This is a genomic window from Rhodococcus sp. APC 3903 (assembly GCF_030407755.1).
GTDB lineage: Bacteria > Actinomycetota > Actinomycetes > Mycobacteriales > Mycobacteriaceae > Rhodococcus_F > Rhodococcus_F erythropolis.
Genome location: NZ_JASDCV010000001.1, coordinates 440,194 through 461,936 on the forward strand (window position 1 = coordinate 440,194; position 21,743 = coordinate 461,936).

General features: G+C 62.6%; 21 protein-coding genes. 9 read left to right on the top strand and 12 right to left on the bottom strand.

All coding sequences use genetic code 11. From position 1 onward, the window contains the following. Positions 1-50: 50 nt before the first annotated feature. Positions 51-1,283, top strand: a complete 1,233-nt coding sequence (locus QMA15_RS02150; RefSeq protein ID WP_021332286.1) for an MFS transporter — start codon at positions 51-53, stop codon at positions 1,281-1,283. Positions 1,284-1,331: 48 nt separating this feature from the next. Here QMA15_RS02150 and QMA15_RS02155 read toward each other — a convergent pair whose 3' ends face one another. The 6 genes from QMA15_RS02155 to QMA15_RS02180 form a co-directional block, all read right to left on the bottom strand. Beyond that, a complete protein-coding gene (locus tag QMA15_RS02155; protein ID WP_019744777.1) occupies positions 1,332-2,111 on the bottom strand; it encodes a DUF427 domain-containing protein in 780 nt (259 codons plus the stop codon). Between the two features lie 57 nt (positions 2,112-2,168). Beyond that, positions 2,169-2,645 carry a nitroreductase/quinone reductase family protein gene (locus tag QMA15_RS02160; RefSeq protein WP_019744776.1) on the bottom strand — a complete coding sequence of 159 codons (477 nt, stop codon included), beginning with the start codon at positions 2,643-2,645 and terminating at the stop codon, positions 2,169-2,171. A 255-nt stretch (positions 2,646-2,900) separates the two neighbouring features. Further along, positions 2,901-4,694 (bottom strand): DEAD/DEAH box helicase family protein, encoded by a 1,794-nt coding sequence (locus QMA15_RS02165; RefSeq protein ID WP_021332287.1) that lies wholly within the window; start codon positions 4,692-4,694, stop codon positions 2,901-2,903. Further along, complete coding sequence (locus QMA15_RS02170) at positions 4,694-5,554, bottom strand: SDR family oxidoreductase (protein ID WP_021332288.1); 861 nt, start codon at positions 5,552-5,554, stop codon at positions 4,694-4,696. Before QMA15_RS02170 ends, QMA15_RS02165 begins: the two co-directional genes overlap by 1 nt. 59 nt (positions 5,555-5,613) lie before the next feature. Continuing rightward, positions 5,614-6,516, bottom strand: coding sequence for a dihydrodipicolinate synthase family protein (locus QMA15_RS02175; protein ID WP_019744773.1), 903 nt, complete (start codon positions 6,514-6,516; stop codon positions 5,614-5,616). A 33-nt stretch (positions 6,517-6,549) separates the two neighbouring features. After that, positions 6,550-7,335, bottom strand: a complete 786-nt coding sequence (locus tag QMA15_RS02180; protein ID WP_019744772.1) for an aldolase — start codon at positions 7,333-7,335, stop codon at positions 6,550-6,552. A 165-nt stretch (positions 7,336-7,500) separates the two neighbouring features. Between QMA15_RS02180 and QMA15_RS02185 the strand changes: the two genes are divergently transcribed. Both QMA15_RS02185 and QMA15_RS02190 read left to right on the top strand, forming a co-directional pair. Then, positions 7,501-8,091 carry an XRE family transcriptional regulator gene (locus QMA15_RS02185; protein WP_290283623.1) on the top strand — a complete coding sequence of 197 codons (591 nt, stop codon included), beginning with the start codon at positions 7,501-7,503 and terminating at the stop codon, positions 8,089-8,091. After that, entirely contained in the window at positions 8,088-8,513 is a 426-nt protein-coding gene (locus QMA15_RS02190) for a hypothetical protein (protein ID WP_003946354.1), read from the top strand. The genes QMA15_RS02185 and QMA15_RS02190 overlap by 4 nt, the downstream gene beginning before the upstream one ends. A 7-nt stretch (positions 8,514-8,520) precedes the next feature. On the opposite strand, the gene QMA15_RS02195 is transcribed toward QMA15_RS02190, so the two are convergent. From QMA15_RS02195 to QMA15_RS02205, 3 genes are read right to left on the bottom strand one after another with little or no spacing between them, the layout of a single operon-like run. Beyond that, the gene (locus tag QMA15_RS02195; RefSeq protein WP_290283624.1) at positions 8,521-9,993 is read right to left on the bottom strand and encodes a carboxylesterase/lipase family protein; all 1,473 of its coding nucleotides are present in this window, start codon (positions 9,991-9,993) and stop codon (positions 8,521-8,523) included. Next, complete coding sequence (locus QMA15_RS02200; RefSeq protein WP_021332290.1) at positions 9,990-11,519, bottom strand: carboxylesterase/lipase family protein; 1,530 nt, start codon at positions 11,517-11,519, stop codon at positions 9,990-9,992. The genes QMA15_RS02195 and QMA15_RS02200 overlap by 4 nt, the downstream gene beginning before the upstream one ends. Positions 11,520-11,548: 29 nt before the next feature. After that, positions 11,549-12,958, bottom strand: a complete 1,410-nt coding sequence (locus QMA15_RS02205) for an NAD(P)/FAD-dependent oxidoreductase (protein ID WP_031330891.1) — start codon at positions 12,956-12,958, stop codon at positions 11,549-11,551. Between the two features lie 82 nt (positions 12,959-13,040). Here QMA15_RS02205 and QMA15_RS02210 point away from each other — a divergent pair, with 82 nt between their 5' ends. Together QMA15_RS02210 and QMA15_RS02215 are read left to right on the top strand one after the other, a co-directional pair. Beyond that, a complete protein-coding gene (locus QMA15_RS02210; protein ID WP_021332292.1) occupies positions 13,041-13,793 on the top strand; it encodes an SDR family oxidoreductase in 753 nt (250 codons plus the stop codon). Continuing rightward, positions 13,793-15,115, top strand: coding sequence for an NAD(P)/FAD-dependent oxidoreductase (locus QMA15_RS02215; protein WP_003946361.1), 1,323 nt, complete (start codon positions 13,793-13,795; stop codon positions 15,113-15,115). The genes QMA15_RS02210 and QMA15_RS02215 overlap by 1 nt, the downstream gene beginning before the upstream one ends. Before the next feature lie 3 nt (positions 15,116-15,118). Here QMA15_RS02215 and QMA15_RS02220 read toward each other — a convergent pair whose 3' ends face one another. Next, on the bottom strand, positions 15,119-15,622 hold the full coding sequence (locus QMA15_RS02220; protein ID WP_279163657.1) for a hypothetical protein: 504 nt from the start codon (positions 15,620-15,622) through the stop codon (positions 15,119-15,121). Positions 15,623-15,746: 124 nt separating this feature from the next. On the opposite strand from QMA15_RS02220, the gene QMA15_RS02225 reads away from it, so the two are divergent. The 3 genes from QMA15_RS02225 to QMA15_RS02235 are packed head-to-tail and all read left to right on the top strand — an operon-like array spanning position 15,747 to position 17,854. Further along, positions 15,747-16,223: a MarR family transcriptional regulator gene (locus tag QMA15_RS02225; RefSeq protein WP_020908655.1), complete on the top strand. Its 477-nt coding sequence runs from the start codon at positions 15,747-15,749 to the stop codon at positions 16,221-16,223. A gap of 1 nt (position 16,224) precedes the next feature. Beyond that, the gene (locus tag QMA15_RS02230) at positions 16,225-17,076 is read left to right on the top strand and encodes an ATP-binding cassette domain-containing protein (protein ID WP_290283626.1); all 852 of its coding nucleotides are present in this window, start codon (positions 16,225-16,227) and stop codon (positions 17,074-17,076) included. Continuing rightward, positions 17,036-17,854 carry an ABC transporter permease gene (locus tag QMA15_RS02235; protein ID WP_021332294.1) on the top strand — a complete coding sequence of 273 codons (819 nt, stop codon included), beginning with the start codon at positions 17,036-17,038 and terminating at the stop codon, positions 17,852-17,854. The genes QMA15_RS02230 and QMA15_RS02235 overlap by 41 nt, the downstream gene beginning before the upstream one ends. Positions 17,855-17,867: 13 nt before the next feature. On the opposite strand, the gene QMA15_RS02240 is transcribed toward QMA15_RS02235, so the two are convergent. Next, the gene (locus QMA15_RS02240; RefSeq protein ID WP_019744761.1) at positions 17,868-18,311 is read right to left on the bottom strand and encodes a helix-turn-helix transcriptional regulator; all 444 of its coding nucleotides are present in this window, start codon (positions 18,309-18,311) and stop codon (positions 17,868-17,870) included. A gap of 892 nt (positions 18,312-19,203) precedes the next feature. On the opposite strand from QMA15_RS02240, the gene QMA15_RS02245 reads away from it, so the two are divergent. Then, a complete protein-coding gene (locus QMA15_RS02245; RefSeq protein ID WP_020970361.1) occupies positions 19,204-20,016 on the top strand; it encodes an FAD:protein FMN transferase in 813 nt (270 codons plus the stop codon). Position 20,017: 1 nt separating this feature from the next. Here the strand turns inward: QMA15_RS02245 and pgi are convergent, their stop codons facing one another. Next, complete coding sequence (pgi, locus tag QMA15_RS02250; RefSeq protein ID WP_021345178.1) at positions 20,018-21,673, bottom strand: glucose-6-phosphate isomerase; 1,656 nt, start codon at positions 21,671-21,673, stop codon at positions 20,018-20,020. Positions 21,674-21,743 lie beyond the last annotated feature (70 nt).

Genomic DNA, 21,743 nt, shown 5'->3' on the forward strand with positions numbered 1-21,743 from the left:
AGATAGATCATGCATATCTATCTATTGGACGCGCGTCGGTGTGGGCGGTCATGCTTGACGACATGATTTCAAGCGACGCGCGTCCGAGGCTCGGACTACCGATAGTGCTGCTGATGGCTGCAGCGACGGGTCTGTGCGCGGGCGGTAACTACTTCAATCAGCCACTTCTCGATTCCATCTCGGATCACTTGAACGTCTCGGCCTCCGCAGCGGCCGCGACGGTGACCATTGCACAGGTCGCGTATGCACTCGGATTGATACTTCTGGTTCCGGTAGGCGACATGGTCGACCGACGCAAGCTGACGGTAGGGCTCATGCTGCTGGCGGCTACCGGTCAAGCGGTCAGCGGATTTGCGCCCAACTTTGCCACGCTTGCCGTGGGAATCGCAGTGGCAGGGGTCTTTTCGGTTGCTGCACAGGTGCTGATTCCGTTTGCCGCCTCACTGGCCGAACCTGAGCGGTCCGGCCGGGTGGTCGGAACGATCATGAGTGGACTGCTGATCGGAATCCTGTTGGCGCGCAGTGTTGCCGGCGTGCTCTCCGGACTGGGAGGTTGGTCGACGGTCTACAAGGTTGCGGCGGTTCTGATGGTGGTGATGGCCGTGGCATTGTGGCGATCTCTGCCTTCCGATTCCGCCGATCGACCGAAGGCAAGCTACGGCGCAACGCTCGTGTCGGTAGGGAAGTTGGCTGCGACCTTGCCGCGCCTGAGAACTCGATCGGCCATGGGCGGGCTGGCTTTTGCTGCCGTCAGCACAGTCTTCACGACAATGGCCTTTCTTCTCTCCGGCGAATTCGGCTACAGCGATACTCAAATCGGCCTGGTCGGACTACTCGGCGTGGCGGGAGCGTTGATGGCGACCGTGGCGGGCAGGCTGGCCGATCGGGGACTGGGTCAGGTGGCGACGGGCGGAGCTATCGCGATTCTGTTGGTCTCGTGGCTTCCGTTTGCCTCCGGTGCCACGCATATAGTGTGGTTTCTTGTTGCCATCGTTCTTGCCGACCTCGCGCTGCAGGGAGTGCACGTCAGCAACCAGAACGTGATCTACGCCCTTGTCCCCGAAGCGCGTTCGCGTGTGAACTCGGTGTACATGACCACCTACTTCGTGGGTGCCGCCGTGGGCTCGGCTGTGGGGTCGATGGTGTGGAAGTCGTACGGCTGGAACGGAGTATGCATCGCCGGGTTGGTCTTCTCGGTTGCAACGGCGTTGGTGTGGATGCACGATCGCCGGCTGGAAAAGACTGAACTGCGAATCCCGGAATCCCTTGTCTCGGTGGGATAGGCACCCGCACCTTCTCGGATCCCCGCACCTGTCAGATTTCGGCGCCTGTCAGATTTCGGTACCGTCCACCAGGATCTTGCCGACGCGTTCGGGATAGAACGACACGTGGTTGTCGATCCCGGACGCTTCGGCGGTGGTGAACGGATAGAACCACGCCAGATCCTCGATCGGTGCGAGTTCGGTTGTGCCGGTGAAGGACAGATACGACGCAGTGCCCTTGTACGGGCAGGCCGTGGTGGTCGGGGACGGCACAAAGTACTCGCTGCGAACGTCGATTCTCGGAATGTAGTACCGCGTGGGCAGTCCGGTTTCGAACAGCAGTCTGGGTCGCGTCGTCTCGGCGACCAGTACGTCGCCGACAAAAACTTGGACGTGTCGGGACGAGGGGAGTGCGTCGATACGTACGTATGGATCGCGGGCGTGGACAAAGACCTGTTGATCCTCCTCGTACCAGGCGTCCATGCGATCCCAATAGAACGCGGCGTACTCACTCAGGTCCAGGGAACCGTCGAACTGTTCAGGGTAGGACCAGACGGCGTCCTCGGCCCGGCGATCCCCGATCTCGATCGTCCAATAGGTGGCGTCGCCTTTCCAGGGGCAATGGGTGGTCGTCGACGTCGGGACGAGGAATTCGGTGCGAACGTCCGCGCGAGGGATGTAGTACATCGGCAGGCGGCCGCGTTCGAAAAGGTACACCGAACGAGTGGTGTCCGCGACGGCGTGACCAGCGAAGAATGCTCGAATGCGGCGGGGGTTCGGCTCCAGTGCGATCCGCCCGTTGGAAGCTGTGATCTGTGTGTCTTCTGCGTGAGTCAGTGCTGTGGACATTCGCGAATGCTCCTGAGATCGGCAGGGTGGTCCTTCCCATCCTGCGCTCGCCAGCAGCTATTTGACAGGTTGGAGTCGAAATACGCGGATCTGGCGCCCGAATGCTCGATCGGCGTAGGTTTCGTACGGTGGCCACGTGGTGGTCGCGAGCTTCCACAACTTCTTACGCGTGGCGCCCTCCGCCAGACTCGCACCGACCGGTATTTCGACGCCCTTCACTGTCACGATTGCGGTGGGATTTGCCATCAAATTGAGTGTCCACGCTGGATGCGTATCCTGCCCCCAGTTGGATCCGACGACGACAAACGCATCGCCGTCGGGTGCGTACAGGAGTGGTGTGGTGCGAGAACGGCCGGTCTTGCGGCCAGTGGTGGTGAGCAGTAGCTGGGTCACCGTGTTCTCGCCGACGAGTGAGAGCTTGCCGCCCGACACTCTCTGCACTGCTCGATCGAGCGGAACCAGATCCTTGCCGAGATCCGAGAACCATTGTGTATGGCCGACATTGCGCATCAATGACCGGTAGATATTGCGCATAGGACCCCTCGGTTTCTCGGCACTGTTTCGAGGCTGGTGCACCTCGACTCGAAAGAGTCTGCCACGTCAGGTCACAGATACCTGCGTCCCAAGGTCCCGAAAGGAATGAAGCGGTCAGCCGAATTCGGTTATGGTGGAGTGGAATTGGGGCATACCTCCGAAACCGTTCGTGTGCGCGCGTTGGATGGCCATTGGAAGGTCAAGCCTCCGAGGTCAAGCCTCCGTGGTCAAGCCCCCGAGGTCAAGCCTCCGAGGTCAAGTCTCTGTGGTCAAGACATCGGGCTCTAGCCATTCGACGCCGAGCAGTTCGGACAGCGACCGCAGACCGGATCGATCACCGCCTTTCAGACCTGTGACCGAATTGAGATTGCGCAACATGACCGTGGCGACGTCCTCTTCCTTGGTGCCCACGCCGAAGGGTATGACCCATGGACACGTCTGGTAGTCGCGGTGTGACCGACCGAATGTCTGTTCTGCCGCGATCCCTGAGTATCGCGGTTGATGAAAGATTCCCGTCCGTGGCAACGAGGACGCGTGAGTGCCGTCGGGGAGTGCTTCGTTGGCGTGGAGCGAGATCGAGGTCGTGACATTGAAGACGATGACCGGTGCATCCCCGCGTTGAAACCGCAGACGTTGACCCTCCTTGTCCGGCACCGCGCCGAACAGTTTTGCCACCGAGATCCCGGCGTCTTCGATCATCTCGACCAGTGGATCGCCTGCCGTGGAGACGAATTCGACGGCCACCAACACCTGTTTGCCTGCCTTGACCTGCGCCTGCGCCCACTGGGCCGTCGATTCGGCGCGGATCATGCCCGCCTTCTGTCGATAGCGCAGAACAAGCGCACGGCCCCGCGCGATGTTGCGGCTCTTGCGGGCCAATCCCATTTCGTAGGCGTACTCGGCCCACTCGGTCTCGTACTCGGCACGCTGGGCATGCGTGAGGTCGATCGGCATACCGTCGAGCGGAACGGGTCCCCACGGAGTCGGTCGATGAATCATCAAGGGCGGTTTGCTGTTCGACATCCATCCACGCACGGTCTCGAGCGCCTGGGATTGCAGGGTCGCTGATTCCTTCGCCTCTGCGCTCCACGTCCACTTCCCGTAGGACTTGTCCAGCGGAATGCCGGACTCGACAAGCCTGGCACCCAGGTCGGACCAGTACTCCGAAGGTTCTGAATGCAGCTGCGCAAAAAGCGGCGCCAGGTAACGCTGATCTGCCGGCGTATGTCCCGGTGTTGCTGTCACGGACAGGACGAACGGCGCTTGCTCGTGTGAATTGGAAAAGCGCGCAACCTTCTCGAAGGCAGCTGTGCGCTGTGTGTCGTTGCTGTACAGCTGGGCCTCGTCCGCGATCACCACACCGAAGGTGTACTTGGGACGGCCGTTCCGCGCGATCAGCTTCTTCAATTGGTCAGGCGACATGATCAGCCAGCGGAATCCGCCGTCGCCCACCGAGGCGATGGAATAGCGCCAATGCGGAATGGTGATCTGGGCGGGTCGATCGACGAGGACGAGGATGTTGGTTTCGCCGCGTTCCTCGGCAATCGTCTTGGCCGACATCACTGCGATCAGCGTCTTACCCAGGCCGGCATTGTCTGCCAACAGAAATCCGCGTTTGCCGGCCCGAGCAGCGTCGACGACGGCCGCAGCCCCCGAAACCTGCTCGGGCCGAGGAATTTTGGGTGCAGCAACCGGGCGTTCGCCGGTGCTGTCATTGATGTCGTCCTCGACCCACTGCTGATATGAGAAGGGGAGTGCCTTGAACGGAGCGAGTTCTACAGGCAACTCCGTGCCGACCCACGCGTAGCTCTTCCATTTCTTGACGAACTGCGCACCAGGCGCCGGCGTCCGAAAGGGTACGTCGAGAAGCCAGACTCGTTCGCCCGGAGCAGCTGTCGGAACGTCGGGCATCACAGCGCGTGATCGTTTCTTTGCGACAGTCTTCTTTGCGGCGGTCTTTTTGGTTGCACTCTTATTGGGAGCAGCCTTCTTCGGTGCAGCCTTCTTTGCGGCAGCCTTGCGTGCCGTGGTTGCTTTGCGTGGTGGCATCAGGCGGTTTCTGCTGTGAGGAATTCACGCAGCGTGAGCGCAGGCCGGCCGACAAGGTCCTCCACGGTGCTCGTGATCATCGCCAATTCACCCTGCGCGATTGCGGTGTACGTCGACACCCAAGCATCGAGCTCCCAATCGGGTGCGTTGTACGACGCCCGCGACTCGTAGGCTTCCTCGAGCGTTTCCTCGACGTACGTGGTCCGCTTGCCGGTGACCTCGGTGATGATGCTCGCGGCCTCGGAGAGCGTCAGTGCCTCGCGTCCGGTCAGGTTGTACGTCTGTCCGACATGAGAATCCAGATCCTGCAGAACCGACACGGCGACGGCAGCAATGTCGGACCGCGCTACCGCGCCGACAAGACCGTCACCTGCGGGTCCGCGGATCACACCGTCTTCACCGGCGAGAGCGGGTAGGAAATCGAGGTAGAAGCTGTCGCGCAGGAAGGTGAATGCGAGTCCGGAAGCGCGGATATGTTCTTCGGTGATCCAGTGATCGCGAGCGAGCGTGAACGTCGCGTCCGGAGCGGCACCGAGGAAAGACGTGTAGACGATGTGCCTGACCCCGGCCTCCGCTGCGGCGTCGATGAAGGTGCGGTGCTGATCCAGGCGATCTGCGCTTTCGGCCGCCGAGACCATGAAGAGGGTGTCGATTCCGGCCAGAGCCGCGAGAGCGCTCCCCTGATCCCCGTACGTGGTCTGGGCCGAATCGGCACCGGGGAGCTGCGGTAATCGGTTGACCGAACGCGCGATCAGTCGCTGCGGGACACCGGCGTCGGCCAACGACCGGGCCACCAGTCCGCCGATATGACCGGTAGCGCCGGTGACGGCGATCCTTGCAGACCGTGAATCTACGGACATGGTGCCCCTCCTTCGGTCGGTGTGCATCCCATCTTGCCGGAACCCGCTCCCACGTCAGGTCACGACGCGACGATTACACCGCGAGCCACCGACAGAGCGTCGGACAAAGCTGTCCTGGTGTTGTCGTCTAGGGGCAGCAGGGGCCGGCGGGGAAGGCCGGCGTCGACGCCGAGAAATTCCAACCCGGCTTTGACCGTCGACGGCAGTCCGCGACTGACGAGGACCTTCAGTAGTGGCTCGATCTGTTCGAACACAGCGGCGGCACCCGACCGATCACCGGATTCGAGTAGACGCCAGAAGTGCACCACCTGTTCGGGGGCCAGACACGGTGCTGCCGTGCACCATCCGCTTGCACCGGCAGAGAAAGATTGCAGTGCAAGAGGATTGCTGCCGTTGAAGAAGGGGATCGTGCCACCGCTCAGTTCGTTGATGCGGTTCATCCGGGTGATGTCGCCGGTGGATTCCTTGATCATCGTGATGCCGTCGACGGTGGAGACGAGGTCGACGAGAAACTCCGGCGACATGTCGATCCCTGTGGTCGCGGGATTGTTGTAGATCATCGTGGGAATGTCGACGGAATCGGCGACCGCACTGACGTGTTCACGAATCTCCTGCTCACCCAGATGCCAGTACGACGTGGGGAGGATCATCATCGCGTCGGCACCGGCGTCTGCTGCGATCGATGCTCGGCGGAGTGCTCCCGCCGTCGTCAGATCCGACACTCCGACGACGGTGGGGACTCGTCGGTCGACGTAGTCGACAGTTTCCCGGGCGACCGACTCCCATTCGGCGTCGTCGAGATAGGCGCTCTCGCCGGTGCTGCCGAGTGGGGCTATCGCGTCGACACCACTGCTGATCATGCTGTCGAGGAGCGTGTGTAGCGGCTTGGGATCGAATGCTCCGGTGTCCCGGTCGAACGGGGTGATGGGGTAGGCGACGATTCCCTTGATTGTGCTGCTCATGGGGTTCTCTGTTCTGTTGGTGGGAAACGAAATTCAGTTGGTCAGTGCGTCGGGATGATTGCGGAGAGCCCGACGGGCGTAGTACGCGAAGTTCGCCTCGCTGCGCCGAGGGGTCAGTGTCCAATCGTGAGCCTCCTTCGCCAGGCGAGGCGGTAGCGGCTTGATGTCGCCGGCAGCCATTGCCAGCAACTGCAGCCGCGCGGCCCGCTCGATCAGATGCCCGAGGGAGCATGCTTCTTCGACCGTGTTGCCGACGACGAGTTGGCCGTGGTGGGCGAGCAGAATTGCCCGCTTGTCGCCGAGCGCAGCCGAAATGATCTCGCCCTCTTCGTTTCCCACGGGAACTCCGGGCCAGTCGGCGAGAAATGCGCAGTCGTCGTAGAGGGGCGCGATGTCCATTTGGGAGACGACGAGGGGAATCTCGAGCATCGACAACGCCGTCGCGTGCAGTGGGTGTGTGTGGACGATGCAGTTGACGTCGGGTCGGGCGCGGTAGATCCAACTGTGGAACCTGTTGGCGGGGTTCGGCATGCCCTCCCCGTCGAGGACTTCGAGGTCCTCGTTGACGAGCAGGAGGTTGTCCTCGGTGATCTCGTCGAACCCGAGGCCGAGTCGCTGGGTGACAAACGTGCCAGGCTGCTCACCGCGGGCGGAGATCTGGCCGGCGAGACCGGAATCGTGGCCGGCGTCCGACAGTGCGCGGCAGGTCAGTGCGATCTTCTGTCGAAGTGTCCAACTGCCTGTGGTTACTTCGGTGAGCATTTTCGTCTCGGCGGTGGCCATGAGTTCTTGCTTGCTCGCATGCATCGTGTCGGTCATGGGGTGTGCCTTTCTCGGGGCCCGGAATCAATGACATTCAGTCACCTATAGGACACAAAGTGTCATATAGGACGGAAATGTGCAACCCTTAGGACGAGCGTCGCTGATCGTCGCAGGTCAATGTGTTGGTAGGGTGATGACACAAAGTCTCGTGAGGGGAATCGAATGGTAGCGTTTTTGCGAACACATCGGCGTCGCGCCGGTCTGACGCTCGAGGGCCTGGCCGAGCAGACCGGTCTGACGAAGAGCTATCTCTCGAAGGTCGAGCGGGGTATCAGTACCCCGTCGATCGCGGTGGCGCTCAAAATTGCACGGGTGCTCGATGCCGATGTGGGACAACTGTTCTCGGACAGTATGGAGGGCAATGCCATGACGATCGTGCGCGCCAAGGACCGCGTGATCGACCCGGCTTCCTCCGTGCAGTCTTCCGTCTACGATCCGATCGCGCCCTCCATGGTCGGAAAGGCCATGCAGCCGTTCGTGGTTCATCCGGCGTCGGTGATGGGTCCCAAGTTCATGGACCACACGGGAGAGGAGTTCGTGTTCGTGCACTCCGGATCCGTAGAATTCGAAATCCCCGGACAGACGATGCACCTCGACGCCGGCGACAGCCTGTATTTCGACGCGAATACGCCACACCGGATGCGATCGGTGTCGGCAGATCGTGCGGTGGTGCTGGTTGTCGTCTACGACAAGCCTTCGACTGGATCACCCAGCGGTGACTCACTGGAAGCGCACTGCGGGGTGAGCAGATGACCCTGGGGATCGACACGACACTGACGCTGCTCGCGGCCGGTCTGATCTTCCTTCTCTCCCTGTGCCTGGGAATCTGGAAGTACCGACAGATGGCCACCTCGGATAATCACCTCGCCCATCCGTATGTCGACATCGCCCACCGCGCAGCCCTGATGTACTCGTTTGCGACGCTGCTGATCGCGGTGTTCGTCGAACTCAGTGCGTGGCCGACGTGGATCAACCTGACCAGTGCCGCAGTGGTCGTGTTCTTCTTTCTCGCAGCGATTTTCAGCTACATCGCTCACGGTGCGATGAAGGACACCGACAATCAGTTCGAGTCCGCCGGTCCGCCCCTGCACCTCGGAATGTTCCTGCTGATTCTCGGTGAGGTGGGCGGATTCGCGGTCCTGCTCGCAGGTTTCGTGAAAGGCCAGTTCTTCTGACCGGGCTTCAGCGTCGGTGCTCGTAGCCGATCCAGGCGCGTCGACGCTCACCCATCGGGTCGTTCTCCACTCTGGACGTCTCGTCGAAGATCATCGTTTGCCGCTCCGGGACGGAGTAGGCGGGCCAATCCTGGTCCGGCACTCCGTGTCGGGCGAAATGGATCCAGTGGCGCTGCACGGTGGAGGTCACCGCGGCCAGTCCGCGACGTCCACCGACCGCGGTCAAGGCCGCGGTGAGTGCATCCGAACGGCCGAAGACCGCAAGCAATTCGTTGGCATGGGTAGCGCCCATGCCGATGAGTCTGAGCAGGCGAGGCGCAAAATCGTAGCGGTAACTGTAGGTAGGAGCTACCTGGCAATGGCCCTGTGCGCACAGTATTGCCGGTTCCCAGAAGGTGATGTCGCCGCCGAGATCGGCGGCAGCGAAACGATGCGGATACGTGGGATACGCCGCGAGCGCACGTGCTTTCACTTCAGGGGTGGTGTGGGAGAACATCTTCTCGATCCGAACCGGGTTGGTAGGCAAGATGTCGAGAACGCGCGGAAAGATCCGCCCCTCATGGAGATTCGAACCGACGAGCAGCGGAACGGGGTGGGCCCGTCCGGCGGCGAACACGTCGAGCGGGTGTTCGGGAAGAATGTCGTCACCCACTACAGGGGCGAATGCCCGTGTTCCGGGTTCTTCGTCCGCGCCGCGTCGCGCAAGTTCTTCGCCGGCGTCGACCAGTTCCTTCACCGAAGCGGAGCGCAGCCACGAGGCAGGATCGGTTTCCGGTGCGTCTGCGATCTCGAGGAACTCGCGCGCCCATCGCTGCGCTCGATCCTTTCCGTATGCCGAAGCAGCCGGCGGACTTTGAGCAATGGCCCGAGCGAACAACCCTCGGGCCGCGGGCGTTGCCATCAGAGTGGTGACAGCGTTGGCGCCGGACGATTCACCGAAGACGGTGACGGCGTTCGGGTCGCCACCGAAGGAGGCGATGTTGCGCTGGACCCACGTCAGCGCGGCGATCTGATCGCGCAATCCGAGGTTCGTGTCGAATGATTGTTCAGCAGTGGAATACTCACTGAAATCGAGGTAGCCCAACGCGCCGAGACGATATTGGATCGAGACGTAGACGATGTCGCCACGTTCGACCAGGCTCGTTCCGCGGTACATGGGCGTCGACGGATTCCCGCCGTTGTACGCGCCGCCGTGAATGAAGACCATGACCGGTCGCAACGAATCCGACGGTACCTGCGGGGCCACGACATTGACGAAGAGTGAGTTCTCGTCGAAGTTGCTCTTGCGCTGCGGAGACGGAGAGCCGAATGCTTCCGCCGGGCGGACACCATTCCAAGCCTCGACCGGCTGTGGTGCGCGAAATCTCGAGCGGCCGGTCGGGGCCGCTGCGTAGGGGATTGCTCGCCAGGTGCGCAGTCCTCGATCGAGGCGCCCGCGTACGACCCCGGAATCGAGAGTGATCTCGAGGGGGCTCGTCACGGTAGGGAGATGTCGGTGCCGTGGCTACGGTAACCGCTGTATCCCGACCAGGCCAAGCGTTGTTCACGTCTGGGATCGTTCTCGACGCGGACGATCTCGTCGAAGATCATGGTCCTACGCTCCTGCGCGTCGTAACGCGGCCACGACCCACGCGGCGAGCCGTGCTTGGCGAAGTGAAGCCAGTGTCCCTGAACAGATTCGGTGACTGCGCGCAGTCCGCGCCGACCGCCGGGAAGGGTGAGGCCGCGCCCGACAAGGGTGTCGCCGATACCGAAGACCGCGAACATCTCGAAACCGTGAGTGGCGTCGAGGCCGAGCCAACGCATCATCGTCGGCGCAAAGTCGAATCGGTAGGCGTACGTCGGCGCCGATTGTGCGTGAGCCTGCATCAACTCCACTGAAGGGTGCCAGAACGTGACGTCTCCACCGACGTCGATCGCGGACTGCTCGTCGGGATAGCCGGGATAGGTTGCGAGGATGCGCTTTCCGGCCTCGGGATCGGTGAGAGCGAACATGGTGTCGATGCGCGACGGGTTGGTCGGGAGTGCGTCGAGCACCTTCGGGAACAGCGTTCCCTCCCGTCTGTTGGTGCCGATGATCATCGGAACCTGGTGTGCCGATCCTTCATTGAATGCGTCCAAGGGGGAGCGCGGCAGGAAGTCGCCGTCGACGACCGGACCGAAGGGATGTAGTCCAGGCGTGTTCGCCAGTACCTCGGCACCGAGTCTGCTGCCTGCTCGGCCCAATTCGACGGCAGTCGCCGAGGTCAAAGCCTTCGCGGGCGGTAGACCGGAATTGAGGATCTCGACGAAACGCGCGCCCCAGGCGTGCGATCGCTGCGTGCTCGAGACCAGATCAGGAGCCGAACTCTCGGCGATCGCACCAGCGAACAGTCCCTTGGCAGCCGGAGTAGCCATCAAGGTGGTGACGGCAGTGGCTCCGGCGGATTCACCGAAGATCGTGACTTTTTCAGGATCCCCACCGAAGGCAGCGATATTGCGCTGCACCCATTGCAGGGCCGCGACCTGATCGCGCAGTCCGAGGTTGGAATCGAATGCCCGCTCGGCCGTGGAGAAGGGTGTGAAATCGAGGTACCCCAGAGCACCGAGGCGGTAGTTGATCGAGACGTAGACGATGTCGCCGCGTTCGACGAGGGACACACCGGAGTACAAGCCGGTAGCCGAGGTCCCGATGGTGTTTGCCCCACCGTGGATGAAGACCATGACCGGAAGCGGGGTGTTACCGGCGTTCGCTGGAGCGAGCACGTTGAGTGTCAGACAGTCCTCGCTGCTCGGCTGGTACTTCCCGGGCGAAAGCAGCAGCCCCTTCTTGTGCTGGACCGAGGCGTCGCCGAACCTGGTCGCGTCTCGTTCTCCGGTCCATGGTGTGACCGGCTGTGGCCGCGTCAGACGCAGTGTTCCGACCGGCGGCCGGGCGTAGGGAATTCCGCGCCAGGCACGAAGTTTTCCCACCCGGCGGCCGCGTAGGGTGCCGTCGGCCGTGGTCACAAGTATGTCGGACGCCATGTCGCGACTATACGTACTTCGGGATCGCGTCAGCGGCGAGCCTCCAGCAATCGAAGCCAGACCTCACTGACCGTCGGATACGAGGGCACCGCATGCCAGAGAGTTTCGAGTGGGACGGCGCCGACGACCGCGATTGTCGCCGCGTGCACCAGTTCGGATACTTCGGGCCCGGCAAAAGTAGCGCCGAGGATCACCTCGGTGGCCTTGTCGATGACTAACTTCGCGCGCCCGGAGTAGTCGTCGCGCAACAGCGAGGATCCTGCGACGGCCAATTCGATCTCCACGACTTCGACGTCGTAGCCGTCGTCGCGAGCTTTCTTCTCGGTGCGTCCCACCCAGGCGATCTCGGGTGAGGTGAACACCACCTGGGGGACCTGTCCGTTGTCCGCCGACGCCGTGTACCGAGGTCCCCTGAGTCCGCGGCTCTCGGCCCGCGCGGCGATGACGTCTCCGCAGACTCTCGCCTGATACTTGCCCATGTGGGTGAGGGGAGAGCGACCGTTGATGTCGCCGACGGCGTAAAGCCACTCACCTTGGGCACAGAGGTGATCGTCAGTGGTGACGTACTTGCCGTCCTCGAGGCCGATGACGGACAAGCCGAGATCGGCAGATGTCGGCCCGCGGCCCGCCGCGACGATGACCTCGTCGACCTCGATCACACCGGAAGAGGTCTCGATGCTGACGGGTCCACCGTGGATGTGGCCCTCACCGGTGTCCTTGGCGTCGGGTCGCGACACCGAGTTGACGGCGGTGCTCAGTCGAACGTCGACGCCGCGGGCGCCGAGTGCTTCGGCAACCATCGTCCCGGCAAACGGTTCTGCCGATTTCAACAGAGCATCGCCTCTCACGAGCAGTGTCACGTGAGCGCCGAACGACGACAACCACGTTGCGCACTCCGTTGCGACGACTCCGCCGCCGATGACCGCCACCCGCGACGGAACCTCGTGGAGATTGGTCGCATCGCGCGACGTCCACGGGAGTGCTTCACGCAACCCCGGCGTCTTCGGGACAGTGGCAGTTGTGCCCGTGGCGAGTACAACGGCTTGGCGGGCGCGGAGCTTACGGGTCCCGTCGACGGTCACAGCGCGCTCGCCGTCGATCACCCCGTGGCCTTTGATCACGGTGATTCCCACGGAGGTGGCCCAGTCGACCTGGGACGAATCGTCGTGGTTGTGGGTGAACGAGTCGCGCCGTTTCAGAACGGCGTCGACGTCCAGCGGTCCGGCCGGGATCCCGGGCAAGGCGTCGGCCGCCTCGAGGACCTGCCCCGGGCGCAGTAGCGCCTTGCTGGGCATACAGGCCCAATACGAGCATTCACCGCCGACCAGTTCGTGTTCCACGATTGCGGCGGTGCGATTACTTCCGGCGATGGCGTACGCGGCGGCGTTCTCGCCGGCGGGCCCACCGCCGATCACGATGACATCGAATTCGTCGGTCATGGCTCCACGGTATGTCGGATCGGTCCGAGTTCGCTCGGTTACCGCCGGGTACGAGAACTCGAAGATGGTTACAGTTGCACCCATGACGCGGCAGAAGATTTTGATCACCGGTGCCAGTTCTGGTCTTGGTGAGGAGATGGCCAGGAGATTCGCCGCGGCCGGTCGCGACCTCGCGTTGTGTGCCCGGCGGACGGATCGTCTCGACACGCTGCGTGGGGAGCTGGTGGCGCAGTACCCGTCGATCAGCGTCGCAGTGCGCGAACTCGATGTGACCGAACACGATTCCGTCGTCCGGGTTTTCGGTGAGCTGCGCGACGAGTTGGGTGGCCTGGACCGGGTGATCGTGAACGCCGGGCTCGGCAAGGGCGCCAAGATCGGAACCGGAAAAGCGCACGCGAATCTTGCAACAGCGCGGACGAATTTTGTCGGCGCGCTGTCGCAGTGTGAAGCTGCGCTCGAGATCTTCCGCGCGCAGGACTCCGGACACCTCGTTCTCGTGTCCTCGATCAGCGCGGATCGGGGGCTACCAGGGCCAAAAGCGGCCTATTCGGCAAGCAAGGCCGGGGTAGCGGCTCTGGGTGAGGCGCTCAGTATCGAGTTGGCGCGCACACCTATTCGCGTCACCACCCTGCTGCCGGGCTTCATCAAGACCGACATGTCCGCCGGCGCCGGCGACGACGCAGCGCTCATGGCCAGTTTGGACGAAGGCGTCAGTGCCATGGTCGACGCCATCGAGAAGGAAACCACCCGAGCGGCGCTACCCGGCCTCAAGTGGCAAGGGATAGATGCGGCCCTACGATTCCTGCCCAACTCCGTGACAGCGAGGTTTGTCTGATGAGCATCCACATCTCGAACGGTAAGCCCCGCGTAGTGATCGTCGGTGGCGGCTTCGGTGGACTGTACGCAGCGAGACGACTCAAGAAGGCCGACGTCGAGGTGGTTCTTATCGACCGAGGGACCAGCCACGTCTTCCAGCCCCTGCTCTACCAGTGCGCCACGGGTCTGCTCTCCGAAGGGCAGATCGCAAGTCCGCTGCGACATCTGCTCGAGGACAACAAGAACACGAACGTCGTTCTGGGCGAGGCCAAGTCGGTGGACGCCGACGCCGGGATACTGACTGCCAGTCGCTTCGACGGGTCGACCTTCGAATTGCCGTACGACTACCTGATCGTGGCGGCTGGAATGCGCCAGTCGTACCACGGCCAGGACGAGTTCATCAAATGGGCGCCCGGCATGAAAACCCTCGACGACGCTTTGGCGATCAGACGCAGTCTCATTGCTGCGTTCGAGATGGCCGAATCGCTCCCGACAGCGGAAGAACGTCGACCGTGGCTGACATTCGCCGTGGCGGGCGGCGGACCCACCGGCGTCGAATTGGCCGGACAGATCCGCGAATTGGCGATGCACGCGCTCACAAACGAGTTCCGGTCCATCGACCCGGACGAGGCAAGGGTACTGCTCTTCCACGGAGACGATCGGGTGCTCCCTTCGTTCAGTCGCAAGCTCTCGGCCGCCGCCAAACGTACTCTCGACGGGATCGGCGTCGAGACTCACCTCGGCGTGCACGTCACCGACGTGTGCGAGACCAGCATCGAGACGACGGACAAGAAGACAAAAGAGAAGCGGCAGTACGAGACCCGCACGATTCTGTGGACCGCGGGCGTCGAAGCAGTGCCGTTCGCCGAGGCACTGGCCACGGCGCTGGGTGTGAAGCAGGTCGGCGGTGGCCGCATCGAGGTGGAAGCCGATCTGACCGTTCCCGGCCACCCGAACGTCTACGTGGTGGGCGACCTCATGTCGCGGGACAAACTTGCCGGGGTGGCCGAGGTCGCGATGCAGGGTGGTCGGCACGCCGGTGCCAGGATCGCTGCAACCGTGGAAAACGGCGTGCCCAGCCGAAAACCGTTCAAGTACCGCGATCTTGGAACCGCGGCCTACATTTCGCGACGCCACGCGTTGCTTCAGGCAGGGCCGGTCCAGCTGTCCGGGTTCATCGGATGGGTGTCATGGGGAATCATCCACATCGCGTTCCTCGCGGGTTTCCGCAATCGCGCCAGCACGGTGCTGAACTGGGGCGCAACCCTCGCGTCGAAAACGCGTCGGGAACGGGCAATCACGTACGGCGACCCCGAAACCGCGCGGCAGCCGTACAACTGAGGGTTACTCAGTCTTGAACACGGGGTTTCCGGCGGCGTCGATCATCCACCACAGGCTGCCGACGCTCTGTCCGAGCATGTCTCCGGGAACCTTGTCGTCGAGGTACCGATAGACGGGCTTGCCGTTGACGGTGATCTGGAAAGATCCTTCAGGCCCGTCGACAGTGTCGATGACGGCGTTGATTCCTTCGACGATCGGCGAATCCGTGACCGAGGTGACCGCCGGCCAGTAACGCAGGCACGCTTCGTCGCACGACCCGGCTTGTGAGTTCTCCTCGTCCGGGTTGTAGACGTAGACGGTCATGCCCTCGCCGTCGACGGCGATCGTCCCGAGTGGGGAGTCGGCGGTCTTCAGCAGGGGTGCATCAGCGGCGGCGGGTGGCGACAGCGACGTCGCAATGGCAGTGACGTTGTCTGCGCTGTCCCCGGAATCGAGGGCGTCGGGCGAGCAACCGGTGAGGATCAGGGCGCTACTCGCAACCGTCGCGAACAACCACTGTCTGCGCATGACGTCTCCGTTCTGGGCGGGAGTGCTCGGGACAAGCAATCGGGGATACCCGTTGCGGACGAGCTGAAAACGCCGGGCGTCCTGACTCCTCGACAATAGCTCTGTTACAGAGCTATTGTGAGGTGTGGATGAAATCGGAGCAGATCACAGGCTTTCGGATGATGTCCTGGAGACGCTCGGGCAATTGCGCCGGGGCACGAGGAAGGCATCGGGGCGACCATTTGCAGAACGACCGCTCGGCGGCGCCCAAATCGAACTCGTCAGGCTGCTACGGCGCAACCCGGGTCTGTCGGTGGCTGAGGCTGCCGGGCGATTGGGTGTCGCGGCAAACACGGTGTCCACCCTGGTTCGGCAGCTCGTCGACGATGGAGTGATCGAACGGGTTGCCGACGAGGCTGATCGACGCGTCGCGCGATTGGTCCTCTCGGACGAGGCGCGCGCCCGCGTCGAAGTGTGGCGTGATCGCCGGAGTGTGATTGTCGGTCAGGCATTGTCGAGTCTGACCGGAGAAGACAGGGCGAGGATCGAGGCTGCGCTACCAGCCCTGTCGCGATTGGCGAGCGCTCTGGCAGCAGCCGGATCAGAAGGTGAGGGGCAGTGAGATGCTGACACAGTGGTGGAAGAGCCGAGCGGCAGGTTCACCCGACCCCGGCGCACACGCGGTCGAGATCGACTCGGTTACATACAAGTTCGGCGACCACCGCGCGGTGGACAACCTGAGTCTGGTCATCAACGCGGGGGAGTGCTTCGGCCTGCTCGGTCCCAACGGTGCAGGAAAGACTACGACGATCAGATTGCTCAACACGTTACTTCCTCTGCAAGACGGTGATATTCGGATTCTCGGTCGCTCAGTTCGTATCGAGGCGATGACCATTCGGCGCTACCTCGGATACGTGCCACAACAGCTCTCGATCGAAAGCGCATTGACCGCGCGCGAGAACGTGACCTGGTTCGCGCGACTGTACGACGTTCCGCGGTCCGAACGACGCGAGCGCGTCGACCAGGCGCTCGAGATGGTGGACCTGCTCGATTCAGGCGATCGCCTGGCGTCGAGTTTCTCCGGCGGTATGGTGCGACGGCTCGAACTTGCACAGGCGCTGGTGAACCGACCGTCGCTGCTGGTACTCGACGAACCGACGGTGGGGCTGGATCCCATTGCCCGCGAATCCGTCTGGCAGCGAGTGGCGGAGATGCAGAAGCAGTACGGCATGACTGTGCTGCTGACGACGCACTACATGGAAGAAGCCGAGGAGCTGTGTGATCGTGTTGCGTTGATGCATCACGGTGAACTTCGGGCGGTGGGCGAGCCGAGCGCGTTGGCCGCCGAACTGGGGCCGGAGGCCACTCTCGAAGACGTGTTCCGTCACTACACCGGCGACGACCTCACCGGCGACAAGTCAGGAGGTCTCCGCGATGTCCGCAGTGCCCGTCGCACAGCGCGCCGCTTGGGCTGATCCCACTACCAACGGTTTCGCTCGATTGCTCTCGAGAATTTACACATTCTGCCTCGTGGAAGTTCAGAAGTTGCGGCACGACCGATCTGAATTGGTCACGCGCGCAATCCAGCCGATCCTCTGGTTGGTGATCTTCGGCCAGACGTTCAGTCATATCCGAGCGATCCCGACTGGTGACGTACCGTATCTCGACTTTCTCGCGCCGGGCATCATTGCGCAGTCCGCTCTTTTTGTTGCGATCTTCTACGGAATCCAGATCATCTGGGAGCGTGACGCGGGAGTCCTCACCAAATTGATGGTCACGCCGACGCCGCGCGCTGCATTGGTGACAGGCAAGGCATTCGCCGCCGGGATCCGCGCAGTCACCCAGGCAATGGTGGTCGTCATCGTGGCGGCGCTGTTGGGGGTGAGTATGACGTGGAACCCGCTCAAACTGCTCGGGGTCGTATTGGTCGTTGTCCTGGGTTCCGCGTTCTTTGCCTGCTTGTCGGTCGCGATCGCGGGAATCGTGCTCAAACGAGATCGATTGATGGGCATCGGGCAGGCAATCACCATGCCATTGTTCTTTGCGTCCAACGCGCTGTACCCGGTCGAACTCATGCCGACGTGGGTTCAGTGGCTCAGCCGCATCAACCCGCTGAGCTACGAGGTGTCAGCACTACGCGGTCTACTCATCGGAATGCCGACCAACTATGTCGTCGACTTCGGCGTGCTGATCGGGGCAGCGCTGCTCGGAATCGTCACAGCCTCGGCACTATTGGGCCGCTTGACTCGCTGATCTTCGCACTGGATCAGTCACGAGTGAACGGTGGGGCGTACGTGCTGCAATCCGGAGGTACGGCCGGGAGTCCTTCGGACGAGCGAAGTTTCTCCGCAATCGACGAGAGTAAGTCCTGCGATTCAGGGGAGAGATCGACCGCTTTCATAGCCAGAGAACGCAATTCGCTGTCGTGGAACTCTTCGACAACCGAACGGTCTTCTTCGGGAATCAGTTCGGGATCTTGGCGAGGCGTCGGGCCGAAGAAGTACTCTGCTGCTACGCCGAAGTAATCGGCCAATGCCAAAACGACTTGCTCTGACGGATTTGTGCGCACACCGCTCCGGAGCTGAGAGAGGTACGGTGTCGAAATCTTGCATCCGCGTTGTGAAAGGGCTTCCACAACTTGTGCGTTGGTGAGTCTCGGGGCTGTGGCCGGGTACAAGGCGTTCAAGCGGTCCTTGAATGAATCGGTCACAATTCCTCCCTCGAGCGTGACCCAGCGTCACAGCTACTTCGCAGTTTTCACATAGTAGACGACACGGTTATTCTGGACTCCGGTCGAAAGTCCTTTCACCTGCGGATATTTGGCGCGGAGAGATTCCAAAGACTTTGTAAAGTATGTGATTTACGCCGCGTACTGACCGTTCGTTTTGCCAACGGGCGTGCGGGTGGCGTATAAGCAAAATGTCGGTGGTTACGCCGTTGCGCTGCAGGTTCTTTCGGCCGGTCCTATGTAGCTGCGTCGATGCATCGTGGCCCTGTCTGTAACGTGCGAGCACTGCCGCCGGGCGCCGGGCGTCACTCTCTCCGGCGGTTGGCGCGCCGCGTGTTCGGAACTCCTTCTCGGTGCTCTGCTCGACGCTCGCGCGTAGTGATGGGCGCGTATTTTTCTCGGCACTCGAGAGTGAGCGGGCAGGTGTGTCGACCTGTCGAAAGTCACGCGCGTCGAAAGCGGCCGATTGGTATGTCATCGACGTTGGAACACAGTGCTTCTCGTCAGTCGCCGCTATCTCCTGCGGTGATACCAGCGTCGCCCGGACGTGTTTTGCGGCAGACCGAGCTCGAGGCGCAGCGTCTCGGCACGACATGTCGAGCGTCGCCTCTGCGTCTTTCGGATCGGAATAGCCCGCTGCGCCGGTAGTAGTCGACGTCCGTCGACATCGGGTGCGTGTCAGGACCCTTCGAAGGACTACGCGGCTTGCACAGGGAGGGCGGCAATTCTGTCGCACAGATCTACCATCAGCCCCTGCCGTGCGCTGCTCCTCCTGCAGGATGCGTGCCTCGGCCTCGGAAGCGGCTTATGGCACGGGGCTTGCTGACCGGCGCATACTGGTTACAACGCGGTGTGTTCGAAGGGCAGGACTGACATGGTCAGTGTCGAGAAGTGGGCGATGTGGGATTCCGCCGTGGAGGTGGATGTCACCGAAGGCGCTGCGCTGCCCACTGCGCACGCGTTGATCGCAGCTGCCATCGACGAGACCGAGGCGGTGTGCGACCTTCGCCGGGGCGACGCCGAGATTCACGCCGTCAACCTCGCTCAGGGAACTCCGGTCAAAGTGACTCGGCGTATGTCTGCTCTCTTGCGGTCGGCGCTGTGGGCGGCTCGTATGACCGGCGGCGCAGTCAATCCGCTTGCCGACAACTACTCCGAGGACGAGTCCATCCCTCCGGTCCACCCGACCCCGACGTTCGAGGACGTACAGCTCGACGGCGACGTGGTGTACGCGCCCTGGGGTGCGTCGTTCGACATCACCGGAGTTGCCAAGGCAGACACCGTCGATCGCGCCGCGCAGATCGTGGCTGCCGAACTGCAATGTGGTGTTGCCGTACGGATCGGCGACGTGATCGCCACGGCCGGCCATGCACCGGCCGGTGGCTGGCAGATTCCGGTACCGGGCAGTGAGGAAGTCGAACTGATCAACGGAACCGCGATGGCGACGGCGCGGGCGGTAGAGCTGCCCTCCTGGGAGCCGAACCAGGAGCGTCCCTCCACGGAGTGGGCGCAAGTCTCGGTGATCGCGGACGACGCGGTGTGGGCGTACGCCGCGAGCGAAGCAGCGTTGATCCGGGGTATCAGCGCCATCAAATGGGTTGAACAGCAAGAGCTTCGCGCTCGGCTCGTCGACCGATCCGGACGTGTGTACGCGACGGAGAGTTGGTTCGGCCCTGCTGCCGCGTGAATCAGGCCCGTCCGCGCTCCTTGCGGTACCAGTGCACGAGTGCGTCGGTGGACGTGTCGCCGAGGTCGCCGGGTGCCTCTTCGGATGAGAGTGCAGGTCCCAGTTCCAGTGCCTGCGTCTTGCCGAGTTCGACGCCCCACTGATCGAACGGATTGACACCCCACACAGCACCTTCGACAAATACCTGGTGCTCGTAGAGTGCGATCAACTGACCGACGACCGAGGGCGTCAATTCCTTGGCCAGGATGGTGCTCGAAGGCCGGTTGCCTGGCATCACCTTGTGCGGCACCAACTCCGGGGCCGTGCCCTCTGAAGCGATTTCTTCGGCGGTCTTGCCGAACGCGAGAACCTTTGTCTGAGCGAAGAAGTTACTCATGAGCAGATCGTGCATGGATCCGGTGCCGTCCGCCGTCGGCAGATCGTCGGTGGATTCCGCGAAGCCGATGAAATCGGCGGGCACGAGCCACGTGCCCTGATGCAGGAGCTGATAGAACGCGTGTTGGCCGTTGGTCCCCGGCTCGCCCCAGAAGATCTCACCGGTGGACGTGGTGACCGGTGAGCCGTCGGCGCGAACCGACTTGCCATTGGACTCCATGGTCAGCTGCTGCAGGTACGCGGGAAAGCGCAACAGGTCGTTGGAGTAGGGCAGCACTGCGCGGGACTGAGCGCCGAAGAAGTTGGAGTACCAGAGCCCGATGAGCCCGAGGAGTACCGGCGCGTTCTGCTCGAGCGGTTGGTTTCGGAAGTGCGTGTCGATCTGGTGGAAACCGTCGAGGAATTCGGCAAAACGAACGGGTCCGACGGCGCACATGACCGACAGTCCGATCGCCGAGTCGACGGAGTAGCGCCCGCCGACCCAATCCCAGAATCCGAACATGTTCGCGGTGTCGATGCCGAACTCCGCCACGCGATCACCATGGGTGGAGACTGCGACGAAATGCTTGGCTACGGCCGAGACGTCTTCGCTGCCCAGACCGGCGAACAGCCAACGCTTTGCCGCCGTCGCGTTGGTGAGCGTCTCGAGGGTGGAAAACGTCTTGGACGCGACGATGAAGAGCGTCGTCTCCGGATCGAGGTCGTCGAGCTGCCCGACCAGGTCGACCGGGTCGATGTTGGAGACGAACCGAACGCTGATTCCGGCGTCCGCGTAGTGCCGTAGCGCGCGATAGACCATCACGGGCCCGAGGTCGGAACCGCCGATGCCGATGTTGACGATGGTGCGGATGCGCTTGCCGGTGGCGCCGGTCCACTCGCCACTGCGCACACGGTCCGCGAAAGCGCCCATCGCGTCCAGAACTTCGTGAACGTCCGCGACGACGTCCTGACCGTCGACGGTCAGAGCAGAATCCTTCGGCAGACGCAGTGCTGTGTGCAGCACGGCTCGGTCTTCCGAGCTGTTGATGTGATCGCCCGCGAACATCGCGTCGCGTCGTGCCTCGACGCCGGCCTCGCGGGCCAACTCGACGAGTAGCGCGAGAGTCTCGCGGCTGACGCGATGCTTGCTGTAGTCGATGTGAAGATCACCGGCGTCGATCGTCAGCTCTCGCCCGCGGGCTGGATCGTCCTGGAAGAGTTCTCGCAGGTGAACGCCTTCGATGTCGGCGTAATGAGCGCGCAGTTTCTGCCAGGCTGAGGTTCCGGTGATGTCAGTGCTCACGATCATCGACTTTAGTGGCACAAGCTGGAAACTTCCGCGTGAGTCTCGCTCGCGGGCAGACGGACGCGGC